This is a genomic window from Bacillus sp. GC_Bacil_1, from assembly GCF_026540675.1.
Lineage (GTDB): Bacteria > Bacillota > Bacilli > Bacillales > Bacillaceae_G > Bacillus_A > Bacillus_A cereus.
In genome coordinates, this window is the sequence record NZ_JALNUG010000013.1 from 58,000 (window position 1) to 84,224 (window position 26,225).

The window sequence follows — 26,225 nt, forward strand, 5'->3', positions numbered from 1 at the left end:
ATAGGAAGGTGGTTCACATGACATTACAAGTTCCAACAATATTAATTGGTTTAGGTGGAATCGGTAGTACTGTGACGCATCAAATATATGAAAAATTGCCTGAAGAGCGCCGGAAAAAGGTAGCAATGCACGTATTTGATACAGATGTGAATACATTAAGTAAATTTGATCATATTCGAAAGTTTAAGACACAAACAAGTTCTAGTAAAACGCCTAGGGAGTATATTGCGGGAGATCCAACGATCCCAGAGTGGTTTCCGATGGATCCGACTATACTTGATAAGCCATTAACAGAAGGAGCAGGACAGTTACGCGTCATTTCACGTTTAGCATTACGTGCTGCGATGAAAGAAGATAAATTGACGTCTTTTTGGCAAGAAATCGAGAAAATTTTTCCGGTTACAAGTGATCAAACGGAATATGGTGTGCGTGTCATTATAGTAACATCACTAGCAGGCGGAACAGGTTCAGGGATGTTTCTGCAAATTGCATTATATTTACGTGAAATGCTTCGGAAGAAATTGCAGCATCATAACATTTTAATACGCGGTGCGTTTTTAATGCCGGATGTTTTAGTAAAGACGAGAACGGTTAGTGCGAAAGAGTTTGAAACGGTGCAAGCAAATGGCTATGCATCGTTAAAAGAATTACATGCTATTACGCTCGGTTCTACTGGAGAATTATCAAAACGCGGTGGCGTAACAATTGAATTAGAGTATCGCCCTGATCAAGTAGATGAAGACGGAAGAACGAATCATACAATTAAACAACATCATTTACCGTACAATTATTGTTTCTTATACGATTACGAAAATCTACATGGACACCATTTACACAATTTATCAGACTATATGGAACAGATGGCAAATACAATTTATTTACAGTTATTTAGCCCGATGTCTACAAGTCATTTTGCACAGGAAGACAATCAAATTCAGCAATTAGCAGAATCAAGTGGAAAAGGACGATATTGCGGGGCAGGAACGGCAAAACTCATTTATCCATATGAGCATGTGTTAAAATATTGTGCTTTAAAATGGGCGGTGCAAGGTTTAGATGAATCGTGGCTGCATTTAGATCAACTGTTTCAAGAGAAGAAGCAAAGATACGACCAAGATGTAAAACGTGGGATGCAGCGTGAAAAGCCGGAGAGAGGTAAAAGTTATTTAGAGGACTTGGAGCATCTTGCTACCCGTCCAGAGCAAGCTCATATTTTCTATAGACAAATGTACAATGAAACACGTGAAGGAGCAGAAGGTGGTAAGCTCGGAGTTGCGAAATCAAAACTGTTTTTAGAAGCTGTAGAAAGTTATGTACAACGAACGGTGCAAAAAGATGAGGAATTAAATCGTCTGCAACATGAGTGTAAAATTTCAGCTGCGAAACTGAAAATGATGGAACAAATGAAAGGTGAAGTGGCAAGAGTGGATCATGCGGTTCGCTTATATGCATATGCGATTCCGAGCCGTGTACATGAACATGTAACGACACTTTTATATGACATGATTGAATCAGACCGCTTTTCACCAAGTGGTTCTGAAGGGCAGTCCTATCAATTAAATACATGGTTTTTAAAGAAAACAGATCCAGTTCACCCAGTAGCAGCACGTTTTATGTTATATGAAATTCGAAAACAGTTAGTAGAAAAAATGAATCGATTACATGAAAATAATGAACAAAAGCGTAATGTAATTCAAAACTACGATAAAAAATTTAATGTAGGTAATATCGATGGCACGGTAACGGCTGTACGCCGAGTAGAAATTGCTCAACAACAAGGCTGGTTCGGAAAAATGATTAATAATCAGCAACGTTTATTCAAAAGAGAATTTGAAGACATCGTAACGCAATATGTACACAAATTAAATGAATATCGAAAAGAAATGCTATTAGAACTTGTGTATCAATCGCTATATCAGGCAGTTAATAAAATGATTCAATATTGGGAAAGATTTTTTGATAATTTACATGAAACACGTGAAAATTTATTGTTTGAAATCCAAAAGCGCAGTAAGGAATTTGAAGGGAAAACAAACCCGACGAATGTATATGTATTAGCAGAGGAACAGCTGCAAGAAAAGATATGGCAAGATATGCAGCAACATTTAAATTTAGGTGTACTACCGAAAGATATATCAGCGGAAATTTATATGAGTTTGTATGGGGAATATTGTCGTGATGCGAAAACAGAAGAGATTCAGTCGAAAAAGGTAGAGGATTTCTATCGCGAACATATACTGAGCTATTGTTATGACGAACTGCAAGTACGCTATCGTGATAAATTAGAATTGAATATTATTGAAGCATTGCGAAAAGAAGCAGATTATAAGAAACGTGATCGCAATGAATACGTGCGTGAAAAAATTGAAGACCTGTGCCATTTAGCAAGTCCGTTCATTCCGAAAGTTGCTCATCATAGGGAATTACAATATTGGGGTATACATCCTTCTTTAAAGAAAGAGCTACAAGAGGAATTGATTCAAGAAATGTTTAAAGAAAAAGATACAGTACACGAAGCCTTTTCGCCATTTGAAGTGATCTGTTATCGAGCACATTATGGCTTATCGCTGCAAGATTTTCCTAAATTATCATCAGGACATATTTCAAACGGATTTATGAATGATAAAGGGGACTATTTCCAATCGTATTATCGCCGTGTAAACAAATTAAATAGTAAAAAATCTAGTTTAACGCCGCATTTAGATAAGTATTGGCACTTACCAGCCTTTATGCCAGATTTGAATGCGACTCAAACAAAATTAGATTATGATAAATGTAATCGTGCATTACTATACGCATATATGTATCGCTGGATTAGTTTAGTTGCTGTTGATGGACAGTTTGTGTATCAATATAACGGTGTGGGACGTAGCTTTTTAATTCAGTCGATGGGGAAAAATATTTCAAGCGAAAGTTATAAATTACACAGAGCATTGCTTCATAATCCGTTTATTTATGAAAACATCTTGTCACGATTTGAAGAAGAGCAAGAAAAGGCGATGATACAAGGTGGACATTTATATACACATCCGTTCGTATTAGGAGCCCAAGATGTAAGATGGCTTAGAAAAGAACATGTCCACAATCTTTTAGACATGATTTTAATGTATGACCGTGAAGCGAAGTATGATCCGACGTTAGAAGAAACATCAGATGAATTATTAAGACTATTCCTTGATGAAATCGAGTTGTATTTCCAGAACTATTACGGTACAGGTGCTGATATGGTTGCAAAGAAAGAGAAAGAAATGTTTATTAAACAATTGTGGGATCGCTCGCATGCGAAAGGATATGTAGATCCAAATAGCGCTCCGTATAAAAAATGGCAAAATTTATTAAGTATTCAAGATGAAGAAGAAACGCCAAAAACGAATGTATAGTGAATGAAAAGGGAATCCTTAAAAGTGGCAATACAACTTTAGAAAAGAGGGATTCTGATGCCGTTTTTAGGAAGTGTATATCAAATATTTGGGTTATATCCGGAACTTTATTATGGGATGATTTCAGCAGAGTTGCAAGAGGAAGCTCAGAAGGAGCATCTTGAAAATAGTAGTGCAGAAGCTGAAGTGGAAGAATAAAAAAAGTGCAGATGAAAATCTGCACTTTTTTGTTAGTATTAAAATGGTGAAATAACCTCAAATTAATTATTATTTTTGAATAGTAATTAATTTGAGGTTATTATGATTTTCATTACATTGTATGTAATGAAGGTTGTATGAAAATCAATGTAATAAAATGAATATGAATATTAAGGTGGAAAACAACAATGTTTTTAAGAAAATAATTATGTATAAAAATAACATTTGATACATAATCAACCGATTATTTTTGAGTGATTTATTATTGACAATATAATTAATTGTATGATAAATTCAATCAGCATTCTTAATGGTTTTTTGGTATGATTACTATTTTGAAAATTCAATACGGTATAAAGAGATTGAATTTTCTGTTTTTATGAGGTGGGTTACTAAGTCTATAGGGGAAGTGAACTATGTATATTTTTATTTTTAAAATAGAACAGTAATAAAGAATGTAACAAGTAAGAGATAAACTTGAAAAAGAGGTTTCAAAGAATGAGTCTTTTCATAAAGAAAGCAATGGATGAAGAAAAGAAAAAAGTATTGAATCAAACTTTAGGAGCGATTGATTTAACTCTTTTAGGTATTGGAGCAATTATTGGTACAGGTATTTTCGTATTAACTGGTATTGTAGCAGCGAAACATGCTGGTCCGGCGATTGTATTATCTTTTGTATTAGCGGCAATTATATGTGCATGTGTAGCTTTCTGTTATGCTGAATTTGCATCTACAGTTCCAGTTTCGGGAAGTGTATATTCATATACATATATGACACTAGGTGAGATTTTTGCATTTATAGTTGGCTGGTGTGTTATGCTGGAGTATTTATTAGCGACTTCTGCGGTTGCAGCAGGCTGGTCAGCATATTTTCAGTCATTGCTACTAGGTTTTAATATTCACATTCCTACGGTTTTTGCTTCGGCACCAGGAATGGGGAAGGGTGGAATCATTGATTTACCAGCAGTTCTTATTATTTTAGTTGTTACATTTTTATTAAGCCGTGGTGCAAAAGAAAGTGCACGAATTAATAATATAATGGTTATTATTAAACTGGCTGTTATTGTAGGATTTATTGTTGTAGGGACACAATATGTAAGACCAGAGAATTGGCAACCATTTCTACCGTTTGGTTTTCACGGTGTGGTAGGGGGCGCTGCTACTGTATTTTTTGCTTTTTTAGGATTTGATGCAGTTGCAACAGCCGCAGAGGAAGTGAAGCGTCCACAACGTAACGTGCCAATTGGGCTACTTGTTTCCTTGTTCATTTGTACCGTTCTATATGTAGGTGTTTCATTCGTGCTAACTGGAATGGTTCCGTTTACGGAATTAAATGTTGCTGATCCGGTTGCATATGCGTTGCGCACTGTAGGAGAAGATAGAATTGCTGGGTTGTTATCGGTGGGAGCGATAGCGGGGCTAACAACAGTTCTGTTAGTAGCTATGTTTGCATTTGTTCGTGTATCTTACTCGATGAGTCGAGATGGACTGTTACCAAAAAGACTTTCAAGTGTCCATAAACGTTTACAAACTCCATTTTTTAATACGTGGGTTACAGGTATACTAGCAGCTTTATTAGCGGGATTAGTGGATTTGAATTTATTAGCTAATTTAGTGAATATGGGAACGATAACAGCATTTGTGTTTGTATCTATAGCTGTCATTGTATTAAGAAAGACGCATCCTGATATGAAGAGGCCATTCCGTGCCCCTCTAGTACCTTTTTTACCTATCGTTTCAATAGTAAGTTGTATATATTTGGCTTTGAACCTTTCTAAGCTTACTTTAATTAGTTTTGTGGCATGGATTATAATAGGCGTTTTCATATATTTTGTATATGCTAAAAAACATAGTAATGTTAGAAATGGAAATAGAGTATAGTCCATTGAAATAATACTTGTAATGGAAATGAAAACACGCTACTTATTCATATAAGAACAAGTAGCGTGTTTTTTCTATTTAATAATCCCATTTTCTAAAATTTTAATAGTTGGTGCCACTTTCACATTAGCTTTTGAAAAGGAACTTGGCCAATCATCTTCAACTTGTTTCCATTCTTCATATTGAAACGCTCTCGCATAATCACCAAATCCGAATGGATCAAGCTGCTGTTTTTGAATTTTGTGGATTAAATCGTTTAAATCATTGTTTAGTTGTTTTGTAATAAGAGAAGTTAATTTTTTTCTATCATTTTCTATATCCATGTTGAATGTAAGTTCAGATACGGCAATTTTTAAATCCATTTTAATATTAAATTTGAAGCGGTTATCGCTATAGTCTGTACCGATATCATGATTCATACTAAGAATATTTATTGTTATAAAATCGTCGCCTTTTGTATCTTTTAGATGGCTATTACTTTCAACTAAATTAGAGGGGATTTTCATTGTAAGTGAAACGGGTATATTAGCTTTCTTTTGCACCATAAGAAGAAGGGCACTTTCGTAGCGATTTAAAGACATCTTATAAGTTCCACGAGAGGTTAATAGTGCCGAACCGGTAACAATAACATCTTTCTTCCCTTTTTTTATTTCTGAAATAGCAGGAGTTACGCCTTTATTAAAAGTTTGTCTATGAAATTCATGGAATGTCGTAAACACGGTCCGATTGTATAGTTTGTTCGTATTAATTAAATCTGTTAAATATTCAGGAAGAGCAGGCTTATCTTTGAAATTATTATATATAACAGAAGAAATGGAGCCATCTACTGCAACCATGCGCATATTCCCTGTATTTTTAGGGTCGCGATACCAAACATCCAGATAAGGCATAGCTCCTTCTTGTTTTAAAAAATTCGTGCTAAACAATATAAGCTGTAACTTTTCTGTGGACACTAAACCGCTGCTTGAACTGTTAAACGTATCTTTTGCTTCTCGGGGTGTATGTACTTTCGCTTTATGAATTTCGTACTTTTTCTCTACATCTTCATTGAAAATAGGGTTTACGTGATACACAATTAATTTTCCTTTTGCTTTTGCGTCAAAACCGTAAATTAATGAGATGGATTGTTTTTCTAAATCAAGCCGATCTTCACAACCTGCTAAAAAAATTATGAGAAAACAAAATATAATAAAATGAATAAAGCGTCTCATTTAAACTTTTCTCCTTTTCCAATGCTGATAAAGTGTCATGTATAAGAGAAATACAACTGGGAATAGAAAAACGATAAAATAACTAGCAGTTCCCCAAAATTCCCGCAACGAACTTATCTGATAAGAAGAAGGGATATAAAAGAATAAGATGAAAATACACCCGAATAATAAAAAATAAATAGGTAATGAACTGCCTTTTTTGTTAAGTAATTGATTAATACCATCTGAAGCAGTAAAAATATAAGGAATACAGGAATCAAAAATAATAAAGAGATAAAATGACAAAAAGATAATTTCAAACCGCTCAAGAAATGAGAAATGAAACGGTGTAACAAGAGAAAGAGTTGGCCATAAAAACTTTGTTATACCATCTGGACTAAAATAAATAAAAGAAACGAACGTGATTTGAAGATAAATAAATAACGTAATCAAATTTGCAATAACAATTCCTTTTTTTGCAGATGCTTTGTTAGTTAAATAAGGATAAAGGACAAACGCAAACTCGAATCCGAGAAACGCAATGATAGTTGATTTTACGGTGTTTATAATTGGTAGCCATCCTTCCTTGATAAGAGGAAGAAGATATATAAAATGCCCATCTTTAAGAGGAATAAATAATAATAATGGCATCCAAAGTGTAAAGATGACAGTGAAAACAGCAAAACGACTAATAATAAGTGCTCCTTTACATGCAAGCATAAGCATTGGAATAGATAGCAAAATCATAATTAAAGACATAGGAGATCTAGGTAAAATCCAAATATGAATAACGTATAAGAGGGAAAAAATTAAGGAAACAGCTGCGAGTACAGCATATAAAATCCAAAAAATCATTACTACTCTTCCTAGCCATTTTCCAAGATAGCGTATCAGCACATCAAGTAAAGTATATCCTGGATGTTTTTCCATGATTTTTACAATACATAGACTGACTAAAGTAGTAATGACACATCCGATAATAATAGACATCCAGCCATCTGTATTCGCTCCTTGTGCAACTTCACGCGGGAGTGTAAGTACGCCGAATCCGACTTGAACACCACTAATAGTTAAAATGTATTGAAATAAAGTGATTTCCCTCTTTGCACGTTTTGTCACTTATTCTCCTCCTTTTCCTCAACATCTCTTTGCCGGTTATCTTGTTTTAATTGTAGAGATAGTGGCCGTTTCTTCATAATCTTCCAGGGGAAACGTACAAGGGTATCTTTTAAATCCGAAGCATATGACGGAGAAAAAGGACTACCATATGGCACACCAAGTGATTCCATAGAAAGAATATGGATGATAATGATTGCCATTCCAACCATAATTCCAATGACGCCAAATAAAGAGGCAGCTATCATCATTGGGAATCGAAGAAGCCGAATTCCTGCTGACATTTCTAAGTTAGGAATAATGAAAGAGGCAACCGCAGTAATTGATACGACGATAACCATAACGTTACTAACAATCCCAGCTTGAACCGCAGCTTGTCCAATTACAATTCCTCCTACGACGCCGATTGTTTGTCCAACAGGCCCAGGAAGCCGAATCGCTGCTTCTCGGAGCATTTCGAGAACTAATTCCATTAATAAAGCTTCTAATATGGGGGGAAAAGGAATTTTGGCTCGAGATTCTCCAATCGTTAACAACAATTTAAGCGGAATCACTTCATAATGGAAGGAAATCATAGCAATATAAAGAGCAGGAGCAAATATTGCAATAAATAACCCAGTGAAACGAAGGAGTCGTATAAAAGATGGAATCATAGGTCTGAAGCTGTAATCATCTATCGTCTGAAAAAAGGATGAAAAGGTCATCGGTCCTATTAATACGCCTGGTGAGCGATCTACAACAACAGCAATTCGCCCATTCAAAATATGATGTGCCGTTGTGTCAGGACGTTCAGTGATAGACAATTGTGGGAAGAGAGTATAGGAATTATCTTCAACAAATCCTTCTAATTCACCGGTAGTAAGAATAGCATCTACTTTGATTGATTCAATGCGGCAGGCCATATCTTGTACAACATCTTCGTTTGCAACATCTGCAAGATAAAGTAAAAAAACTTTAGAGGTTGCTCGTTCGCCAACAGTGAATTCCTTCACTTTTAATTCGCGATTTGGAATATAGCGACGAATAAGTGCGATACTATCACTTGCCACTTCATTAAATCCTTCGTGTGAGCTTTTTATGGAAGTCTCTGTTGTAGGTTCTTCAATACTCCTTTTTGGCGCCGCTTGCGTATCTAGTTCTAAAGCTGATAATTGCCCGTTTATAAATAAAATACTTTTGCCATGTAAGAGAGATTGCTCAATGTCTATCCACTTCTGAACTTTTTTAATATTCCCTATAGAAACAGAAGATTCCCAAAAATCATCTTCATTCCATTCTTTAAATAAGAGAGGACGAAGAATATCTACATTAATAACAGTTTTATCTACAAGTCCTTCCATATATATAAGAGCAGCTTCTTTTCCGTTTTTTAACGGGAAAGTGCGTGTAATTAATTCTGGAATACCACTAAATAATTTAGATAAGTGTTTAAGATTAAGCGGCATGGAGGAAGAAATTTCTTTATTTAATACAGTTTCAGATTGCTCATGAGTAGAGAAAGATTTTTCGCCCCTTATCCATTTTCGAAAAGATCCCATATATTCACCTTATTCCTCGTTGAACTTTATATGGGTTATTATGGATAGTTACATACAGACATATGCGCAGTTTAAAATTTATATTGTATATTTGTACATTTAACGCTATAATTATAGTGTTAAAGATGGAATCGTGATATGACCTGTTATGAATCTATCGTTTTATTTATGAATAAATGGATTGGTATTTTAGCAAGATGTGCTAATAAACTACTCCACCATGATGATAGCGTGCCCAAAATGTGGTGCGTATATTTTCGTGGTGGAGTTTTTTTATTCTCAAAAAGGGGGAGAGACCATGAATGACAACATGGTTCATATTACAATTGACGGAAAAAAGTATACAGCGGAGCCTGGTTCAACGATATTGGGTGTTATTAATGAGAACGGGATTGAACATCCGCAAATTTGTTACGTGCCAGAAGTAGATCCTATTCAAACATGTGACACTTGTATTGTAGAAGTTGACGGAAAGTTAATGCGTTCTTGTTCGACGATAGCAACGGAAGGTATGGACATTGAACGTGCTTCTGTTCGCGCAAAAGAAGCACAAACAGAGGCGATGGATCGGTTACTAGAAAATCATTTATTATACTGTACAGTATGTGACAACAACAATGGGAACTGTAAATTGCATAATACAGCAGAATTAATGGAAATTGAACATCAAAAATATCCTTATGAACCGAAAGTAGATGTAAGTGAAGTTGATATGACGCATCCGTTTTATCGCTATGACCCTAATCAATGTATTGCATGCGGTCAATGCGTTGAGGTGTGTCAAAACTTACAAGTAAATGAAACGTTATCGATAGACTGGGAAGCGGAACGCCCACGAGTTATTTGGGATGAAGGAGTAAATATTAATGATTCTTCATGCGTTAGCTGTGGTCAATGTGTAACGATTTGCCCTTGTAACGCTTTAATGGAGAAAACGATGCTCGGTGAAGCTGGATTTATGACGGGATTAAAACCAGATATTCTTGAACCGATGGTAGATTTAATTAAAGAAGTTGAGCCTGGATATAGCGGTATTTTTGCGGTATCAGAAGTGGAAGCGGCCATGCGTGATACTCGTACGAAGAAAACGAAAACAGTATGTACATTTTGTGGTGTAGGTTGTTCGTTTGAAGTGTGGACGAAGGGGCGTAAAATCCTTAAAGTACAGCCATCTTCAGATGCACCAGTTAACGCAATTTCCACTTGTGTAAAAGGGAAATTTGGTTGGGATTTCGTAAATTCTAAAGAACGAATTACAAAACCTTTAATTCGTAAAAATGGAACGTTTGTTGAATCTACATGGGAAGAAGCACTGAATGTAGTTGCAAATAAATTAGGTACTATTAAAGAAGAGTACGGTAAAGGTTCTATCGGATTTATTTCTTCCTCTAAAATTACAAATGAAGATAATTATGTAATTCAAAAATTAGCTCGACAAGTATTTGGAACGAATAATATTGATAACTGCTCACGTTATTGCCAATCACCAGCAACGGATGGTTTGTTCCGTACAATTGGTATGGGCGGTGATGCAGGAACGATTAAAGATATTGCGCAATCTGGTCTTGTTATTATTGTAGGATGTAATCCGACAGAAGGTCATCCTGTTTTAGCTACACGTATTAAACGTGCACATAAATTACACGGACAAAAGTTAATTGTAGCTGATCTTCGTAAAACAGAAATGGCAGAGCGATCAGATGTCTTTATTAGTCCAAAACAAGGAACAGATCAAGTTTGGTTAATGGCTGTTACAAAATATATGATTGATCGAGGTTGGCATGATCAGGAATTTATTAATGAGAATGTAAACTTCTTTGAAGATTTCAAAGAAAGTCTAGAAGAATATACACTTGCATATGCAGAAGAAGTAACAGGTATTTCAAGAGAAACACTTATTCAAATGGCTGAAATGATTCGTGATGCAGATGGTACATGTATCCTTTGGGGTATGGGGGTAACGCAAAATACAGGTGGTTCTGATACTTCCGCTGCAATTTCAAACTTACTTCTTGCAACAGGGAACTATCGTCGTCCAGGAGCAGGTGCATACCCACTTCGAGGTCACAATAACGTACAAGGTGCTTGTGATATGGGTACTTTACCAGGATGGCTTCCAGGATATCAGCACGTTACTAACGAAATGGAACGTGCGAAATTTGAAACTGCTTACGGAGTGAAAATTGATAGTGAACCAGGTCTTAATAATATTGAAATGCTTCACGCAATTGACGAAGGAAAAATGAAAGCAATGTATCTTGTCGGAGAAGATATGGCTCTTGTAGATTCTAATGCGAATCATGTACATGAAGTGTTGTCGAGCCTTGATTTCTTCGTTGTGCAAGATGTTTTCCTTTCTAAAACTGCTCAATATGCAGATGTTGTATTACCAGCAGCGCCATCTCTTGAGAAAGAAGGTACTTTCACAAATACAGAGCGCCGTGTCCAAAGATTATATCAAGTTCTTCCTACGTTAGGAGATGCGAAACCAGACTGGTGGATCGTCCAGGAGGTTGCGAATAAACTAGGGGCAAACTGGAATTATAGCCACCCAAGTGAAATCTTTGCTGAAATGGCAAGTTTATCACCATTATTCTCGCAAGCGAACTATGAAGTGCTTGAAGGATGGAACAGTTTCCATTGGGGAAGTTTTGATGGAACAAATACACCACTTCTGTTCCAAGATGGATTTAACTTCCCAGATAAAAAAGCTCGTTTTGCGATTGCTGACTGGGTACGTCCAGCTGAATTTCCAGCGGAGTTCGACCTTCACATTAACAACGGTCGTATGCTTGAGCATTTCCATGAAGGGAATATGACAAATAAATCAACAGGTATCCAAACGAAAGTACCTGGTGTTTTCGTTGAAATCTCTCCAGACCTTGCAAAAGAACGTGGCGTAAAAACGGGTTCGTTAGTTCGTCTTGTCTCTCCTTTTGGAGCATTAAAATTACGTGCACTCGTTACAGATCGTGTAAAAGCGAATGAGTTATATTTACCGATGAACTCTACAGATAACGAAACGGCAATTAATTTCTTAACAGGTCCTGCTGTGGATGTACGTACGAATACACCTGCGTATAAACAAACGAAAGTGCGTATGAAAGTGTTAGAAGTTGATGGCGAAAATCCGATGCCAAAAGCGAACCCACGCAATAAAAAACGTCACCCTCAAGCTGGAATTGAGGTACATCGTAAGTGGGCACGTCCAGGGTATGTGCATTTAACGGATAAGTAGGAGGAGAAAACTATGGCTGCACCTATAAAAATGATTCAAAAACAAGAATTAACTGAGGAAGAAATAAAACAGCAAAAATTAGATGATTTAAAGGAGCTTTTAACAAATAATGAAGAAGCTCTAAATCAGATGTTTAATATAGTAGGGGAATTAAATGACATTGGAATGCTAGAAGCTGCAAATTCTATGCTGAAAGCGAAAGAACCAATTGCAAAGATTGTTCTAGGTCAAGTAACTCGTGAGCCTGTTACAAATTTAATTAATAATATGATGGGTGCGGCAGGTGCGTTAACTGAACTTGACCCAGAACTTACGAAAAAGCTTATAGGTAGTTTATTAGTCGGGCTAGAAGAAGGTAATGAACATCTAGAAAGTAATAAAAAAGTAGGGGTATTCGATCTTATGAAAGTATTGAAAGACCCAGATATTAACCGCGCTATCGGGTTTGGGCTTCATTTCTTAAAAGGAATGGGGAAAGGGTTAAAAGACGAATAAACTTCATGAAGTGAACCTTTCCGCCCAAATATTTGTAGGAAATAGTTTGGGCGGAAGGCTCATTTTGGTAAAATATATAATAAAGTAAAATGAGGCTTTTGGGAGGTATAATTGTATGTCAAAAAAAGTACATGAATTTAATGATATGATCCGAAAACTTCGAAAGGAACTTTTCGGAAAAGGACCAGAACGAATTCATACTGTTTTTGCGGAAAATATGGCTATAGCGACTCTTTATGGAAACTTAACACCTACTGAAAAATTTATTTCAAGTACGATGGACGGTGCGGAAATGGTTCATATGGCTAGAACGAAAATGATTCAAGAAGTGTATGCTGCGAATTCCCGTGAACATTTGGAGGAACTTGTTGGAGCGAAATTAGTGAATTTGTTTTCAGATATGAAAGTAGAAGAAGATATTGCAGTTTCTGTATTTGTTTTTGATAAAAATATAACGTGAGAGAAGGATACTGATCGTGAAACCGATACGGGTAGAAAGAGAAATCTTTCGTTATGAACAGGGAGCATTTAAGCACATAGAGGACAGCATTGTAACAGAGTTTCCTGTCACCATTAAAATGAACGGACAGGAGTTTGTTACAATGGTTAGTACTCCAGAATATATAGAAGATATGGTAATAGGCTTCTTAGCGTCTGAAGGAATCATTCGGAAGTATGAAGATATTGATAGTGTATGGGTGCAGGAGAAAGAAGGCTTTGTGCATGTAACAACGACAAAAGTAAATCCGTATTATGAACAAATGCAAAATAAACGCTATATTACGTCTTGTTGTGGTATGAGTAGGCAAGGGTTTATTTTTGCAAATGATGCACTAAGTGCAAAAAAAATGAAGGGTGTCCATGTACAGGTTACGGCAGAGGATTGTTTTCGGTTAATGAAAGAAATGCAGCAATCTGCGGATACGTTTCATCATACTGGTGGGGTTCATAATGCAGCTTTATGTGATGTGAATGGTATTATTTTAAGCCGAATGGATATTGGTAGGCATAATGCACTAGACAAAATTTACGGTTATTGTTTAAGAAACGATATTTCTATAAAAGATAAAATCATTGTTTTTAGTGGTCGTATTTCTTCGGAAATATTATTGAAAGTTGCAAAAATCGGTTGTGAAATTATACTATCAAAATCAGCTCCAACTGAGTTAGCTTTGCAACTAGCGGAAGATTTAGGTATTACGACAATAGGATTTATTCGTAATCACTCCTTAAATGTATATACCCATCCAGAACGTGTTTTAAATATAAAATAAAAGTGAGGCAATGAAGATGAAATCAGTTACATTAGACAAGTTGCAACGTCCGTTAAAGGATTTACGTATTTCAGTTACTGATCGCTGTAATTTTCGCTGCCGATATTGTATGCCAGAAGAAATATTTGGTCCTGATTACTCGTTTTTGTCTAATGATAAAATTTTATCTTTTGATGAGATTGAAAGGATAACACGTATTTTTGTTTCTTTAGGTGTAAGAAAGTTACGAATTACGGGCGGAGAACCGTTACTTCGAAGAGGTCTTCCAAAGCTTATTGAGCGCCTTAATAAAATTGATGGTGTAGAAGATATCGGTTTAACAACCAATGGATCGTTACTTAAAAAGTTTGCTCCTGATTTATATAAGGCGGGACTATCACGTGTAACAGTTAGCTTAGATTCCTTGGAAGAAGATCGGTTTTTCTATTTAAATGGTAATAGGAGCAAAGTGCAAAGGGTTCTGGAAGGAATACAGGCTGCTGCTGAAGTTGGTATGAAAATTAAAATAAATATGGTCGTTCAAAAAGGGAAAAATGAACAAGATATTTTGCAGATGGCGCAATACTTTAAAGAAAATAAGCATATTCTTCGGTTTATTGAGTATATGGATGTTGGGAATTATAATGGCTGGGAGTTAGGTGAAGTTATTTCCAAACAAGAAATAGTAGATACGATTCATCAAGTTATGCCGTTAGAACGGATAGAAGCAAATTATTCTGGTGAAGTGGCTACTAGGTATCGTTATATAGGAAGCGATGAGGAAATAGGTATTATTTCATCAGTAACAGATTCTTTTTGCTCATCATGTACGAGAGCTCGTATTTCTGCAGAAGGAAAATTATATACTTGCTTATTTGCTTCTAAAGGAAATGATTTAAGAGAATTGCTTCGTTCTGAACATACAGATGAGGACATTACAGATGTAGTACGCGATATATGGAATAATAGGGAAGATCGTTATTCAGATGAACGCTTAAATCATACAAATAAGAAAGCAATACCTAAAATTGAAATGTCACATATCGGTGGTTAATATATAAAGCTAGCTTCATAGTGAAAAATGGAAAATTTACAAGAGTTGTGGATTTTCTATTTTATAGTAAAAGTGATGATTGATATCTCTGTAAAAGATGTGCAGAGAAATTAAGCAGCATTCAAAAACCTTTATTTGAGGAGGTTTTTTGAAGCTGCTTTTTTATTTGGAGAAAATGGAGGAATGGGTAATGGCATTTCATAAGCCGGAACAAATTGCTGAGCTTGTCATTGAGGCCGGTGTTCAAAAAGTAAGACAGACATTGCCAGCGATGCTTATTCTCGGTTTTTTAGGAGGAGCGTTTATTGCGATAGGTTTTTTACTTAACATTCGAGTTTTAGGGAATTTACCTGAGCGCTGGGGAAGTCTAGTGAATGTTTTAGGAGGAGCAGTATTTCCTGTTGGACTCATGCTCGTAGTATTAGCAGGAGGAGAATTAATTACGGGAAATATGATGTCACTGTCTATGGCGCTTTATGCAAAGAAAATTACATTGATAAGTGTACTGAATAACTGGGTTTGGATTACTCTCATGAATTTTATTGGGGCAATTTTTGTTGCGTATTGCTTTGGGCATCTTGGCGGATTAACAGAGGGAGAGTATTTAAATAAAACGGTAGCGATAGCGGAAGGGAAGTTACATGAATCATTTGGGAGAACTTTAATTTTAGCAATTGGTTGTAATTGGCTCGTTTGTCTTGCTCTTTGGCTCGCTTACGGGACGAGTGATTTTGTCGGAAAAATCATCGGAATTTGGATTCCAATTATGGCATTTGTAGTGATTGGATTTCAGCAAGTAGTAGCAAATATGTTTGTCATTTCCGCTGTTATTTTTGCTGGTCATCTAACGTGGATGGATTTGGCTAAAAATTTTGTTCCTGTTTTTATCGGGAATGTAATTGGAGGAGCTGGGTTTGTTGGTTTTGCTTACTTTGCTTGTTATCAGAAACAACATTCTAATATGAAATAGAGTTCTTGAGAGGAAGGGTATGTAATGGCTGATCGGTATTCACGACAACAGTTGTTCAAACCAATTGGGAGTAAAGGACAAGAAAAAATTCGAAATAAACATGTGTTAATTGTAGGGGCAGGCGCATTAGGAAGTGCAAGTGCCGAAAGTTTCGTACGTGCAGGTGTTGGCAAGTTGACGATTATTGATCGTGACTACGTTGAATGGAGTAATTTACAAAGGCAACAATTGTACTCTGAACAAGATGCGAGAGAGAAAATGCCGAAAGCAATTGCTGCAAAAAATCGGTTAGAACAAATTAATTCGGAAGTACAAATACATGCTTTCGTAATGGATGCAACTTCAGAAAATATGAAAGGTCTATTAAAAAGTGTAGATGTAATCATTGATGCAACAGATAATTTTGATATTCGATTTGTAATAAATGATTTATCACAAAAACATAATATTCCTTGGGTATATGGTTCTTGCGTTGGATCGTATGGTATGAGTTATACAATTATTCCGCAAGAGACACCGTGTTTACATTGTATGCTGAAAAATATTCCTGTTACAGGTGTGACATGTGATACCGCTGGAATTATTAGTCCGACTGTTCAAATCGTCGCAGCATATCAAGTGGCAGAAGCACTCAAAATTTTAGTGGGAGATTTCTCAGCAATTAGAAAAACATTTTTCATGTTTGATATATGGAGTAATCAAAATCATTTTATAAAATTAGGGAAAATAAAAACAGACACTTGTCTCTCATGCGGTTTGAATCGAACTTATCCTTATTTATCATACGAAAATCAAACGAAAGCAGCTGTTTTATGCGGAAGAAATACAGTTCAAATTAGAACAGTAGACAATAGGAAATACAATTTTGATGATATAGAAAAAGTATTACAAAAACTGGGGAAAGTAGATCGGAATCCGTATTTACTATCTTGCCAATTCGATGATTACCGCGTGGTTGTTTTTCGAGATGGTCGTGTTTTTATTCATGGTACAAATGATGTTTCGAAAGCGAAACAACTATATTATCGCGTATTCGGTTAATAGAGAGGGTGTCAACAATGGAAAGAAGAGTGCCAATTACGGTTGAAGAAGCTGTTCGTAAAGTGATGGGATTTGCTGATAAAGGCTTAAAGGAGCTATTACCAATTGAATTAGCTTATGGACGTATATTAGCAGAGGATTTAGTAGCTGACCATGATGTACCGTCATTTAATCGTTCGCCGTATGACGGATTTGCTATTCGAGCAGAAGATACTAATTTAGCAAGTTATGAAACGCCAATTGTATTTGAAGTAGTGGGTGAAATTGGTGCAGGATCGCTATTCCATGAGAAAGTAGGTCCGTTTCAAGCAGTTCGAATTATGACGGGAGCACAAATTCCGAATGGCTGTGATGCGGTTGTTATGTTAGAGCTGACTCGTCAATATGAGAAGAATGGCAACAATTATATGGAAGTGAAGCGATCATTCAAAACGGGCGACAATATTTCTTTTCAAGGTGAAGATGCTCGTAAAGGAACGGTTCTTGCAAAGAAAGGATCGTACATTAATCCAGGTATTTCAGCTCTTCTTGCTACATTCGGTTATAGTGAAGTACCAGTTGCGAGAAAGCCTGTAATTGGACTGTTAGCGACTGGGAGTGAATTGCTCGATGTCGATGATTCATTACAGCCAGGGAAAATCCGAAACAGTAATACGTATATGATATTGTCTCAAATTCGAAGAGCGGGCGGCAGAGTAAAATATTTTGGGAAGTTTAGTGATGATTTTAATACGTGTTTTACAGCTGTGAAAGAAGCGCTTGGCCAAGTAGATATGTTAATTACAACGGGCGGTGTATCAGTAGGAGATTATGATTATTTACCAGCTATTTACGAAAAGTTAGGTGCATCTGTTCTTTTTAATAAAGTTGCAATGCGACCAGGAAGTGTTACAACTGTAGCACAATTAAATGGCAAGTTATTATTTGGTTTATCAGGAAATCCATCAGCTTGTTATGTAGGGTTTGAATTATTCGTAAGACCGTGTATTCGGACGTATATGTTTAGTGAAAAAGTACATTTAAAAAGAGAAAAAGCGTTATTAGGAGAAGATTTTCTAAAACCGAATCCATTTACAAGATTTGTACGAGCAAAATTGCAATATGATGAGGGAAAATTAATCGCTTATCCATCAGGGTTTGATAAATCTAGCTCAGTTTCTTCATTGGCAGAATCAAATGCGTTTATCGTATTGCCGGGCGGGACAAGAGGATATAAAAAAGATATGTTTGTTGATGTTCTTTTATTAGAAGATAACGAAGGTAGTGAATGGCCTTGGACATTTCATAAAGTGAGAGGTGGTTCTAATGAGACAAGCGCTATTTGAAATTGTAGATAATCCGATTTTAGTTGAAGAAGTAACGAATAAAGTCGCAAGAAGGGAAGCAGGTGCGATTACAACATTTATTGGTACGGTGAGAGAATTAACAAAAGGAAAACGAACGCTACATTTAGAGTATGAAGCATATAAACCGATGGCAGTAAAACAACTTATGAGAATTGGTGAAGAGATTAGTGAAAGATGGCCGGATGCAAAAGTAGCAATTACGCACCGTGTAGGGTGGCTAGAAATAATGGATATTGCGGTAGTCATTGCAGTTTCATCACCGCATCGTAAAGTAGCTTATGAAGCGAATGAGTACGCGATTGAACGTATAAAACGAATTGTTCCAATTTGGAAAAAAGAATTTTGGGAAGATGGAACGATGTGGATTGGAGATCAACTTGAAAACACACCATATCCAGAAGGAAAACCAAAGAAGGAAGAATGAGAAAATGATTACAATTTTATTATTTGCAAATCTGCGTGAGGAAGTTGGATCGGATCGATTAGTAATTTCAGAAAAGCAAGAAATGACAGTGCAGCAATTAAAAGAATGGCTCAAAGTCAGCTATTGTTTACAATCGCTGGATAAAGTGATGGTGGCTGTTAATGAGGAGTTTGTAATGAATGAAGAGATGATAAAGGCTGGAGATATAGTCGCATTAATCCCGCCCGTTAGCGGCGGGTAATAAGCTTTTTCACCAGATGAAGCGCCAAGAAGATGTTGTATATAAATTAGAATAAGAGAAGGGATGAGTTCCATGCTTACTCAAGAACAAATAATGAATGCATTAAAACATGTAGAGGATCCAGAGTTACACAAAAGTGTTGTAGAATTAAATATGGTTAGAAATGTACAAATGAACGGAACAGAGGTTAAACTTGAAGTAGTACTAACAATCCAAGGTTGTCCGTTAAAAGCAAAAATTCAACAAGATATTGAAGAATCACTTCATGCAATTGGTGCCTCTAAAGTGGAGGTAACATTTGGTTCTATGACACAAGAAGAACGTGCAGCTTTAACAGAGAAATTAAAGAAAAGTACTAGAACAGAAACTGGTATGCCGAGCATGCTTCGCCCGGATTCAGGAGTACGTTTTATTACTGTAACGAGCGGAAAAGGCGGAGTTGGAAAATCAACGGTGACAATTAATCTTGCAACTGCACTAGCGCGTATGGGCAAAAAAGTGGGGATATTAGATGCAGATATATATGGTTTTAGTATTCCAGCTATGATGGAAACGAATAAGAAACCAACGATGATTGATCAAACGGCAATTCCAGTCATTAGTCACGGTGTTAAAATCATGTCGATGGGATTTTTTACAGAAGGAAATAACCCAGTGATGTGGCGCGGACCGATGCTAAATAAATGGATTCAAAATTTCCTTGCGAATACGCACTGGGGAGAATTAGATTATTTATTACTTGATTTACCACCAGGTACAGGAGATGTTGCGATCGATGTTGCAGCGATGATTCCGCAAGCGAAAGAAATAATTGTTACAACTCCGCACAATGTAGCTTCATTCGTTGCTTCAAGAGTCGGTGTAATGGCAAAACATACGAAGCATGAGATTTTAGGTATTGTGGAAAATATGGCTTATTATGAAGAACAAGATGGATCGAAAAATTATCTCTTCGGAAAAGGCGGCGGCGAAATGCTTGCAGAACAATTGCAAACAGAAGTAATTGCCCAAATACCTTTTGCGAAACGTGAAGAAAATAATGGTTCATCTGTATATGATGAAGATTCTCTTGTTGGAGAAGTGTTTACATCGTTAGCTGAGGATATTATTTATAGAGGATAGAGGGGGAAGTTTAATATGGCGTGTAACATTGATCATTCTATTGAAGATGTGATGAATAAGCTCGAAAGTCAAAAGAATTCTTTACCTGAAGGGATCTTTAAAGAGTTAAAGAATTTTTTACAAGGTAATCATTCACAGAAATTATTAAATGATATTTTTCACCTTCTAAAAAAGTATGATTTAGTCAGTGAAGAAGAACGAGAGACGAGAAACGCACAATTATTGCACATTTTGAATTAAGTACTCTTTGGCTTTAGAATTTTTTCAGAAGGGGTGAATGTGATGGATATGAAAAAGATGATTGAAACGATAGAAGTAACTAGAGTGACTGACGAGGAATTATCGATTTCGAATTTACATCCAAAGCTTGTGAAGTTGTATAGTCAAAAAGATAGTACAGAGTATACGAAGCTATTAAAATATATTTTATCATTATCCGTGCAGCTGAAGCTGAATCTCGTATTGAAATATTTTGGTGTGCGTCCGATTGTTGCTGCAGACGAGCGTATGCAATTTCAAGAGATATTTAAATGCTTAGCTAAGAAAGATGAGGATGGGGAATGGTTTCTAAATTTGGTTTCTTTATATGTAGGGCTAATTGTAGTTCTTCATTTTGAGGAGAAAGTGATTGAGAGCAGTTTTTTTGATGATATGGTAGTGGGTGAATGTAATGAAATATAAGATTCTGCTCATAACATTTTTCTATTTAAATGCTTTAATTGCGATTTTAGTTGGTTTTGTAAATATGAAGGTAACTAATTAAGAAAAAGGAATGAAACTAGTTTGATAAAAAGAGTTCTTCAGTTGTTTCCGGCGTTTTTTCGTGTTACCATTAAGCGAATTTTTCATAAGGAGAGAAAGCGATGAAATGGATTTATTTTCTTATTATTAACGTTATAGCTTTTAGCCTTATGGGGCTTGATAAACGAAAAGCAAAGAAGAAACAGTGGAGAACGCCAGAAAGTACGTTGTTTTTATCAGCGGCAGCTGGGGGAGCAGTTGGAGCTTGGATCGGTATGTATATGTTTCATCATAAAACTCATAAAAAGAAATTTGTTTTCGGCATACCGTTACTTGTTGTAATAACGGTATGTTTATTATTCGTTGTATGAGAAATGTCGAAAGAAATGCAGATTGATTATTGGTAAAGTGAGCATGTGAGACCGTATAATGGAGAAAAAATGAGAAGAGGAGAAAAAGGAAGATGGGGAGTCAATCAGCAGAGCAAAAAAAAGGGATACTATATGCGGCTGGTGCTTATACGATGTGGGGAATTCTACCGATTTATTGGAAATGGGTTGAGGAAGTTCCAGCAGATGAAATATTAGCACACCGTATCGTTTGGGCGTTTGTTTTTATGTTACTTGTATTAGGTGTTACGAAGAGGTTTCGCCAGTTTATTGGGGAATTTGTGAATCTTTTTAAACGACCTAAATTATTAATGTCATTAACAATAGCTTCAGTCTTGATTAGCGGAAACTGGTTTGTTTATATATGGGCCGTTAATCATAATCATGTTATTGAAGCGAGTCTTGGCTATTATATTAATCCGCTTATTAGTATTTTACTTGGTACAGTCGTTTTAAAGGAAAAGTTAAACTTTTGGCAATATGTTGCAGTTGGTTTAGCAGGAGTAGGGGTTGTCATTTTAACAGTACGTTTCGGATCTATTCCGTGGGTTTCTCTTTCACTTGCCTTTTCATTTGGATTATACGGATTAACGAAAAAACTATTAAATTATGATGCTACAATTGGACTTACGATGGAAACGATGTTAGTGACGCCGTTTGCAATCATTTATCTTGTTATGACAGGAGCACATGGTTTCGGCTCATTTGGATCTATTTCAATGTTATCAACGCTACTTTTAATAGGAGCAGGTATCGTAACAGCATTACCACTATTTTATTTTGCAAAAGGAGCACAACTTATTCCGCTTTATATGGTGGGATTTTTACAATATATTGCACCAACAATTAGTTTGATTTTAGGTGTATTCGTATTTGGTGAACATTTCACATCTACTCATATGATTGCATTTTTCTGTATATGGGTTGCATTATTTGTATTCTCGATAGCGAAAACAAAGTTCTTAGTGCAGAAACAACCGAAATTTATAAAAAATAAATCAGCAAAAGTATCATAATGCGTAGTATTTTCTACGCATTTTTCTTTATACTGATACTATATAGGATTTCCATCATAGCTAGTAGGGAGCTGAGAACGTGGAAACAATTTTACATAATGATCCGCTTATGGCCGCTGTAATTTCATGGTTTTTAGCACAATTAACGAAAGTAGTCTTTAAATTAGTCAAAACGGGTGAATTTGATTTTGCAAAGTTTTTCGCTTCAGGTGGGATGCCGAGTTCTCATGCTTCAACTGTTACAGCACTTGCTACAGGAGTTGGGGTAGTAGAAGGTGTGGAAAGCTCGATGTTTGCGGTTGCTACTATTTTTGCCATTATTGTTATGTATGATGCTTCAGGAGTAAGGCTTGCAGTAAGTAAACAAGCAAAAATATTGAATGAGTTTTTTCACGGTAGAGAAACAGAATATAAGAAGTTAAATGAACTTGTTGGGCATACACCGTATGAAGTAGTAGTTGGTGCTTTATTAGGGATTATTGTCGGAGTAGGATATTGTTTATGAGCGGAACATTTTATATGTTCTGCTTTTCTTTGTTTTTATACATATTCAGCTACCTTTTTGAATATCGTTATACGGATTTCGAAAGGGTGGGTGAGTAACTTGTTATTATATGAAAAAGTGCATGAAGAAATAGCGAGAAGAACAACTGCACTTCAAACAATGCAACGGCAAGATGGTACGTGGCAGTTTTGTTTTGAAGGAGCGCCACTAACAGATTGTCATATGATTTTTTTATTAAAATTATTAGGTAGAGATAAAGAGATAGAACCGTTTGTAAAAAGATTAGCATCACTTCAAACAAATGAAGGAACATGGAAATTGTATGAAGATGAAATGGGTGGTAATTTATCTGCTACAATTCAATCTTATGCTGCCTTACTTGCATCGGAAAAATATACAAAAGAAGATGCGAATATGAAGCGAGCGGAAATGTTTATAAATGAGCGTGGGGGGGTAGCGCGTGCTCATTTTATGACGAAGTTTTTATTAGCAATTCATGGAGAATATGAATACCCTTCTCTCTTTCATTTGCCAACACCAATTATGTTTCTGCAGAATGATTCCCCTCTCAGTATTTTTGAACTGAGTAGCTCAGCACGTATTCATTTAATTCCGGTGATGTTGTGTTTAAATAAAAGATTTCGAGTAGAGAAAAAGTTATTGCCAAATTTAAATCATATTGCAGGCGGGGGCGGAGGATGGTTTCGGGAGGACCGATCTCCAGTTTTTCAAACGTTAGTAAGTGACGTGAAGAAAATTATAACGTATCCACTTTCTTTGCATCATAAAGGATATGAGGAAGTAGAACGTTTTATGAAAGAGCGTATTGATGAAAATGGAACATTATATAGTTACGCAACTGCCTCGTTTTATATGATTTATGCTTTACTTGCATTAGGACATTCTATTCAATCACCAATTATTCAGAAGGCTATAACGGGAATCACATCTTATATATGGAAGATGGAGAGAGGGAGCCATTTGCAAAACTCTCCGTCAACTATATGGGATACAGCTTTACTCAGTTATGCTTTACAAGAAGCTCAAGTTCCGAAAGCAAGTAAAGTGATTCAAAATGCATCAGCGTATTTACTAAGAAAACAGCAAACAAAGAAAGTAGATTGGAGTGTACATGCACCGGATCTCTGCCCAGGTGGTTGGGGCTTTTCGGATGTGAATACGACGATTCCAGATATTGATGATACAACTGCTACGTTAAGAGCATTGGCGCGAAGTAGAGGGAACGAAAATGTAGACAATGCTTGGAAGCGAGCGGTTAATTGGGTTAAAGGATTGCAAAATAATGATGGTGGTTGGGGGGCTTTTGAAAAAGGGGTAACGAGCCGTATATTAGCAAATTTACCAATCGAAAATGCAAGTGATATGATTACAGATCCTTCTACACCAGATATTACAGGAAGAGTGTTAGAATTTTTCGGGACGTATACGCAAAATCAATTGCCCGAGAAACAAAAACAAAGTGCGATAAATTGGTTAATGAATGTACAAGAGGAAAATGGATCGTGGTATGGGAAATGGGGAATTTGTTATATATATGGTACGTGGGCAGTGTTGACGGGTTTACGGTCACTCGGAATACCATCTAGCGATCCATCATTGAAACGAGCAGCTTTATGGCTTGAACATATACAGCATGAAGATGGTGGCTGGGGAGAATCTTGCCAAAGTAGTGTGGAAAAAAGATTTGTTACTTTGCCATTTAGTACACCATCCCAAACAGCATGGGCGTTAGATGCCCTCATTTCTTACTATGATAAAGAAACGCCAGTCATTCGCAAAGGTATTTCATATTTGCTCTCCAACCCTTATGTAAATGAAAAATATCCTACTGGAACAGGCTTGCCAGGTGGGTTTTATATTCGTTATCATAGTTATGCTCATATATATCCGTTGCTTACTTTGGCTCATTATGCAAAAAAATATAGAAAATAAACCGAGAGATGTCTCTCGGTTTATTTTGTTGGGTAGTAGGTCCCTTTTGAAAAGAATAAGGTTGTGATGTACCTTATTTTTCGGTTGATTGGCGTTTTTGACGTGCATCAGCGGCATTTGCACGTGCGTTTGCTTCTAAGTCATTGTGGTCAGCGAGTTCGCGAGAGAACTCAACATCAATGCCATCAGTTGCTTTGCTTTGTTTGAAATTCTTTTTGTTCATTCGACATAATCTCCTTGCACTTTATGCGACGTTGCAAAGTTAGTTTGACACAAATAGACTTTTTTATACAAAGAGGAATTGAAAAGCAAAAAGCCGAAATATACAGTATAAGTAATAGAAATGGGGGATAGGAATGGAGTTTTTAAATGGGAAAACAGCTGTTGTAACAGGAGCTGCACAGGGAATTGGAAAAGAGATTGCAAGGGTTTATGCAAAACTAGGGGCGAAAGTATTAATTAGCGATGTAAATGAAGAGAATCTACAAAAAACGACACGTGAGTTATCAGATGAAGGATATGAAGTGTGCTCATATCGATGTGATGTGAGTAATCAAAATGAAGCGAAGTCGTTAATTGAATATGCGGTTCAAAAATTCGGTACATTACATATTTTGGTGAATAACGCCGGGATTACAAAAGATGCAATGTTACATAAAATGGAGAAGTCTGCTTGGGAACAAGTATTACAAGTGAACTTAACTGGTGTTTTTTATTGTATGCAACCAGCGCTTCTTTACATGAGACAACAAGGGTATGGACGCATTATTAATATATCTTCAATTAGTAGAGAAGGAAACATAGGTCAAGCAAATTATGCGGCTACAAAGGCAGGAGTTGTCGGTTTAACGAAAACAGCAGCGAAAGAAGTTGGAAGCTTCGGTATTACTTGTAATGCGATTTGTCCGGGTTTTATGGATACAGATATGACAAAAACGATACCAGATAAAGTGAAAGAAAAGATGGTTGGTGCTATTCCAGTTGGTAGAATTGGAACGCCAGAAGATATTGCGAACGCAGCAGCTTTTTTAGCATCAGAATACGCATCTTATATTACAGGTGAAGTATTAAATGTGAGCGGAGGACTGCAAGTTTAAAGGAATACATAATGAAAAGAACCTGACCAGGTAGGTC

Annotated in this window: 25 protein-coding genes; 21 read left to right on the forward strand and 4 right to left on the reverse strand. The window is 36.2% G+C overall.

Annotation, left to right across the window (positions count from 1 at the left end; genetic code table 11):
• Positions 1-17 precede the first annotated feature (17 nt).
• The 3 genes from OXT04_RS19705 (at position 18) to OXT04_RS19715 (ending at position 5,459) form a co-directional block, all read left to right on the forward strand.
• Positions 18-3,380, forward strand: a complete 3,363-nt coding sequence (locus OXT04_RS19705; protein WP_098360623.1) for a tubulin-like doman-containing protein — start codon at positions 18-20, stop codon at positions 3,378-3,380.
• Positions 3,381-3,437: 57 nt separating this feature from the next.
• A complete protein-coding gene (locus OXT04_RS19710; protein WP_001116193.1) occupies positions 3,438-3,578 on the forward strand; it encodes a hypothetical protein in 141 nt (46 codons plus the stop codon).
• A gap of 498 nt (positions 3,579-4,076) precedes the next feature.
• Entirely contained in the window at positions 4,077-5,459 is a 1,383-nt protein-coding gene (locus OXT04_RS19715; RefSeq protein ID WP_000051664.1) for an APC family permease, read from the forward strand.
• 74 nt (positions 5,460-5,533) lie between these two features.
• Here the strand turns inward: OXT04_RS19715 and OXT04_RS19720 are convergent, their stop codons facing one another.
• Genes OXT04_RS19720 through OXT04_RS19730 form a run of 3 tightly spaced genes read right to left on the reverse strand, consistent with a single transcriptional unit; the run spans position 5,534 to position 9,303 of the window.
• Positions 5,534-6,670 carry a Ger(x)C family spore germination protein gene (locus tag OXT04_RS19720; RefSeq protein WP_098366199.1) on the reverse strand — a complete coding sequence of 379 codons (1,137 nt, stop codon included), beginning with the start codon at positions 6,668-6,670 and terminating at the stop codon, positions 5,534-5,536.
• Complete coding sequence (locus tag OXT04_RS19725; protein WP_000166524.1) at positions 6,671-7,768, reverse strand: endospore germination permease; 1,098 nt, start codon at positions 7,766-7,768, stop codon at positions 6,671-6,673.
• A complete protein-coding gene (locus OXT04_RS19730) occupies positions 7,765-9,303 on the reverse strand; it encodes a spore germination protein (RefSeq protein ID WP_000534547.1) in 1,539 nt (512 codons plus the stop codon). Before OXT04_RS19730 ends, OXT04_RS19725 begins: the two co-directional genes overlap by 4 nt.
• Before the next feature lie 298 nt (positions 9,304-9,601).
• Between OXT04_RS19730 and fdhF the strand changes: the two genes are divergently transcribed.
• The 17 genes from fdhF to OXT04_RS19815 all read left to right on the forward strand — a co-directional run bounded on the left by fdhF (position 9,602) and on the right by OXT04_RS19815 (position 25,091).
• A complete protein-coding gene (fdhF, locus tag OXT04_RS19735; protein ID WP_098366197.1) occupies positions 9,602-12,541 on the forward strand; it encodes a formate dehydrogenase subunit alpha in 2,940 nt (979 codons plus the stop codon).
• Between the two features lie 12 nt (positions 12,542-12,553).
• Positions 12,554-13,036, forward strand: coding sequence for a helical membrane plugin domain-containing protein (locus OXT04_RS19740; RefSeq protein ID WP_000729897.1), 483 nt, complete (start codon positions 12,554-12,556; stop codon positions 13,034-13,036).
• A gap of 115 nt (positions 13,037-13,151) precedes the next feature.
• Positions 13,152-13,496, forward strand: a complete 345-nt coding sequence (locus tag OXT04_RS19745; RefSeq protein ID WP_000039582.1) for a Na-translocating system protein MpsC family protein — start codon at positions 13,152-13,154, stop codon at positions 13,494-13,496.
• A gap of 16 nt (positions 13,497-13,512) precedes the next feature.
• A complete protein-coding gene (gene fdhD / locus OXT04_RS19750) occupies positions 13,513-14,310 on the forward strand; it encodes a formate dehydrogenase accessory sulfurtransferase FdhD (RefSeq protein WP_098564608.1) in 798 nt (265 codons plus the stop codon).
• A gap of 16 nt (positions 14,311-14,326) precedes the next feature.
• The gene (moaA, locus tag OXT04_RS19755; protein WP_000844119.1) at positions 14,327-15,343 is read left to right on the forward strand and encodes a GTP 3',8-cyclase MoaA; all 1,017 of its coding nucleotides are present in this window, start codon (positions 14,327-14,329) and stop codon (positions 15,341-15,343) included.
• 190 nt (positions 15,344-15,533) lie between these two features.
• Positions 15,534-16,313, forward strand: a complete 780-nt coding sequence (locus OXT04_RS19760) for a formate channel (RefSeq protein WP_000863998.1) — start codon at positions 15,534-15,536, stop codon at positions 16,311-16,313.
• Positions 16,314-16,337: 24 nt separating this feature from the next.
• Positions 16,338-17,354, forward strand: a complete 1,017-nt coding sequence (locus OXT04_RS19765) for a molybdopterin-synthase adenylyltransferase MoeB (RefSeq protein ID WP_098366196.1) — start codon at positions 16,338-16,340, stop codon at positions 17,352-17,354.
• Between the two features lie 17 nt (positions 17,355-17,371).
• Positions 17,372-18,679: a molybdopterin molybdotransferase MoeA gene (locus OXT04_RS19770; protein ID WP_098366195.1), complete on the forward strand. Its 1,308-nt coding sequence runs from the start codon at positions 17,372-17,374 to the stop codon at positions 18,677-18,679.
• Positions 18,660-19,124 (forward strand): molybdopterin synthase catalytic subunit MoaE, encoded by a 465-nt coding sequence (gene moaE / locus OXT04_RS19775; protein ID WP_098360627.1) that lies wholly within the window; start codon positions 18,660-18,662, stop codon positions 19,122-19,124. The genes OXT04_RS19770 and moaE overlap by 20 nt, the downstream gene beginning before the upstream one ends.
• 4 nt (positions 19,125-19,128) lie before the next feature.
• Positions 19,129-19,365, forward strand: coding sequence for a molybdopterin converting factor subunit 1 (gene moaD, locus OXT04_RS19780; RefSeq protein WP_000628502.1), 237 nt, complete (start codon positions 19,129-19,131; stop codon positions 19,363-19,365).
• A 72-nt stretch (positions 19,366-19,437) separates the two neighbouring features.
• A complete protein-coding gene (locus OXT04_RS19785) occupies positions 19,438-20,487 on the forward strand; it encodes a P-loop NTPase (RefSeq protein ID WP_098366194.1) in 1,050 nt (349 codons plus the stop codon).
• Between the two features lie 15 nt (positions 20,488-20,502).
• A complete protein-coding gene (locus OXT04_RS19790; protein ID WP_098360629.1) occupies positions 20,503-20,727 on the forward strand; it encodes a group-specific protein in 225 nt (74 codons plus the stop codon).
• A 42-nt stretch (positions 20,728-20,769) separates the two neighbouring features.
• Positions 20,770-21,168: a hypothetical protein gene (locus OXT04_RS19795; RefSeq protein ID WP_098360630.1), complete on the forward strand. Its 399-nt coding sequence runs from the start codon at positions 20,770-20,772 to the stop codon at positions 21,166-21,168.
• Between the two features lie 182 nt (positions 21,169-21,350).
• A complete protein-coding gene (locus OXT04_RS19800; RefSeq protein WP_000871349.1) occupies positions 21,351-21,599 on the forward strand; it encodes a DUF1294 domain-containing protein in 249 nt (82 codons plus the stop codon).
• 92 nt (positions 21,600-21,691) lie between these two features.
• The gene (gene rarD, locus OXT04_RS19805; protein WP_023522694.1) at positions 21,692-22,633 is read left to right on the forward strand and encodes an EamA family transporter RarD; all 942 of its coding nucleotides are present in this window, start codon (positions 21,692-21,694) and stop codon (positions 22,631-22,633) included.
• Between the two features lie 79 nt (positions 22,634-22,712).
• Positions 22,713-23,138, forward strand: a complete 426-nt coding sequence (locus OXT04_RS19810; RefSeq protein WP_000447821.1) for a divergent PAP2 family protein — start codon at positions 22,713-22,715, stop codon at positions 23,136-23,138.
• A 99-nt stretch (positions 23,139-23,237) separates the two neighbouring features.
• Entirely contained in the window at positions 23,238-25,091 is a 1,854-nt protein-coding gene (locus tag OXT04_RS19815) for a terpene cyclase/mutase family protein (RefSeq protein WP_000928138.1), read from the forward strand.
• A gap of 73 nt (positions 25,092-25,164) precedes the next feature.
• Here OXT04_RS19815 and OXT04_RS19820 read toward each other — a convergent pair whose 3' ends face one another.
• The gene (locus OXT04_RS19820; RefSeq protein WP_001035815.1) at positions 25,165-25,314 is read right to left on the reverse strand and encodes a YfhD family protein; all 150 of its coding nucleotides are present in this window, start codon (positions 25,312-25,314) and stop codon (positions 25,165-25,167) included.
• 133 nt (positions 25,315-25,447) lie between these two features.
• On the opposite strand from OXT04_RS19820, the gene fabG reads away from it, so the two are divergent.
• A complete protein-coding gene (fabG, locus tag OXT04_RS19825; protein WP_267416954.1) occupies positions 25,448-26,188 on the forward strand; it encodes a 3-oxoacyl-ACP reductase FabG in 741 nt (246 codons plus the stop codon).
• The last annotated feature ends 37 nt before the right edge of the window (positions 26,189-26,225 follow it).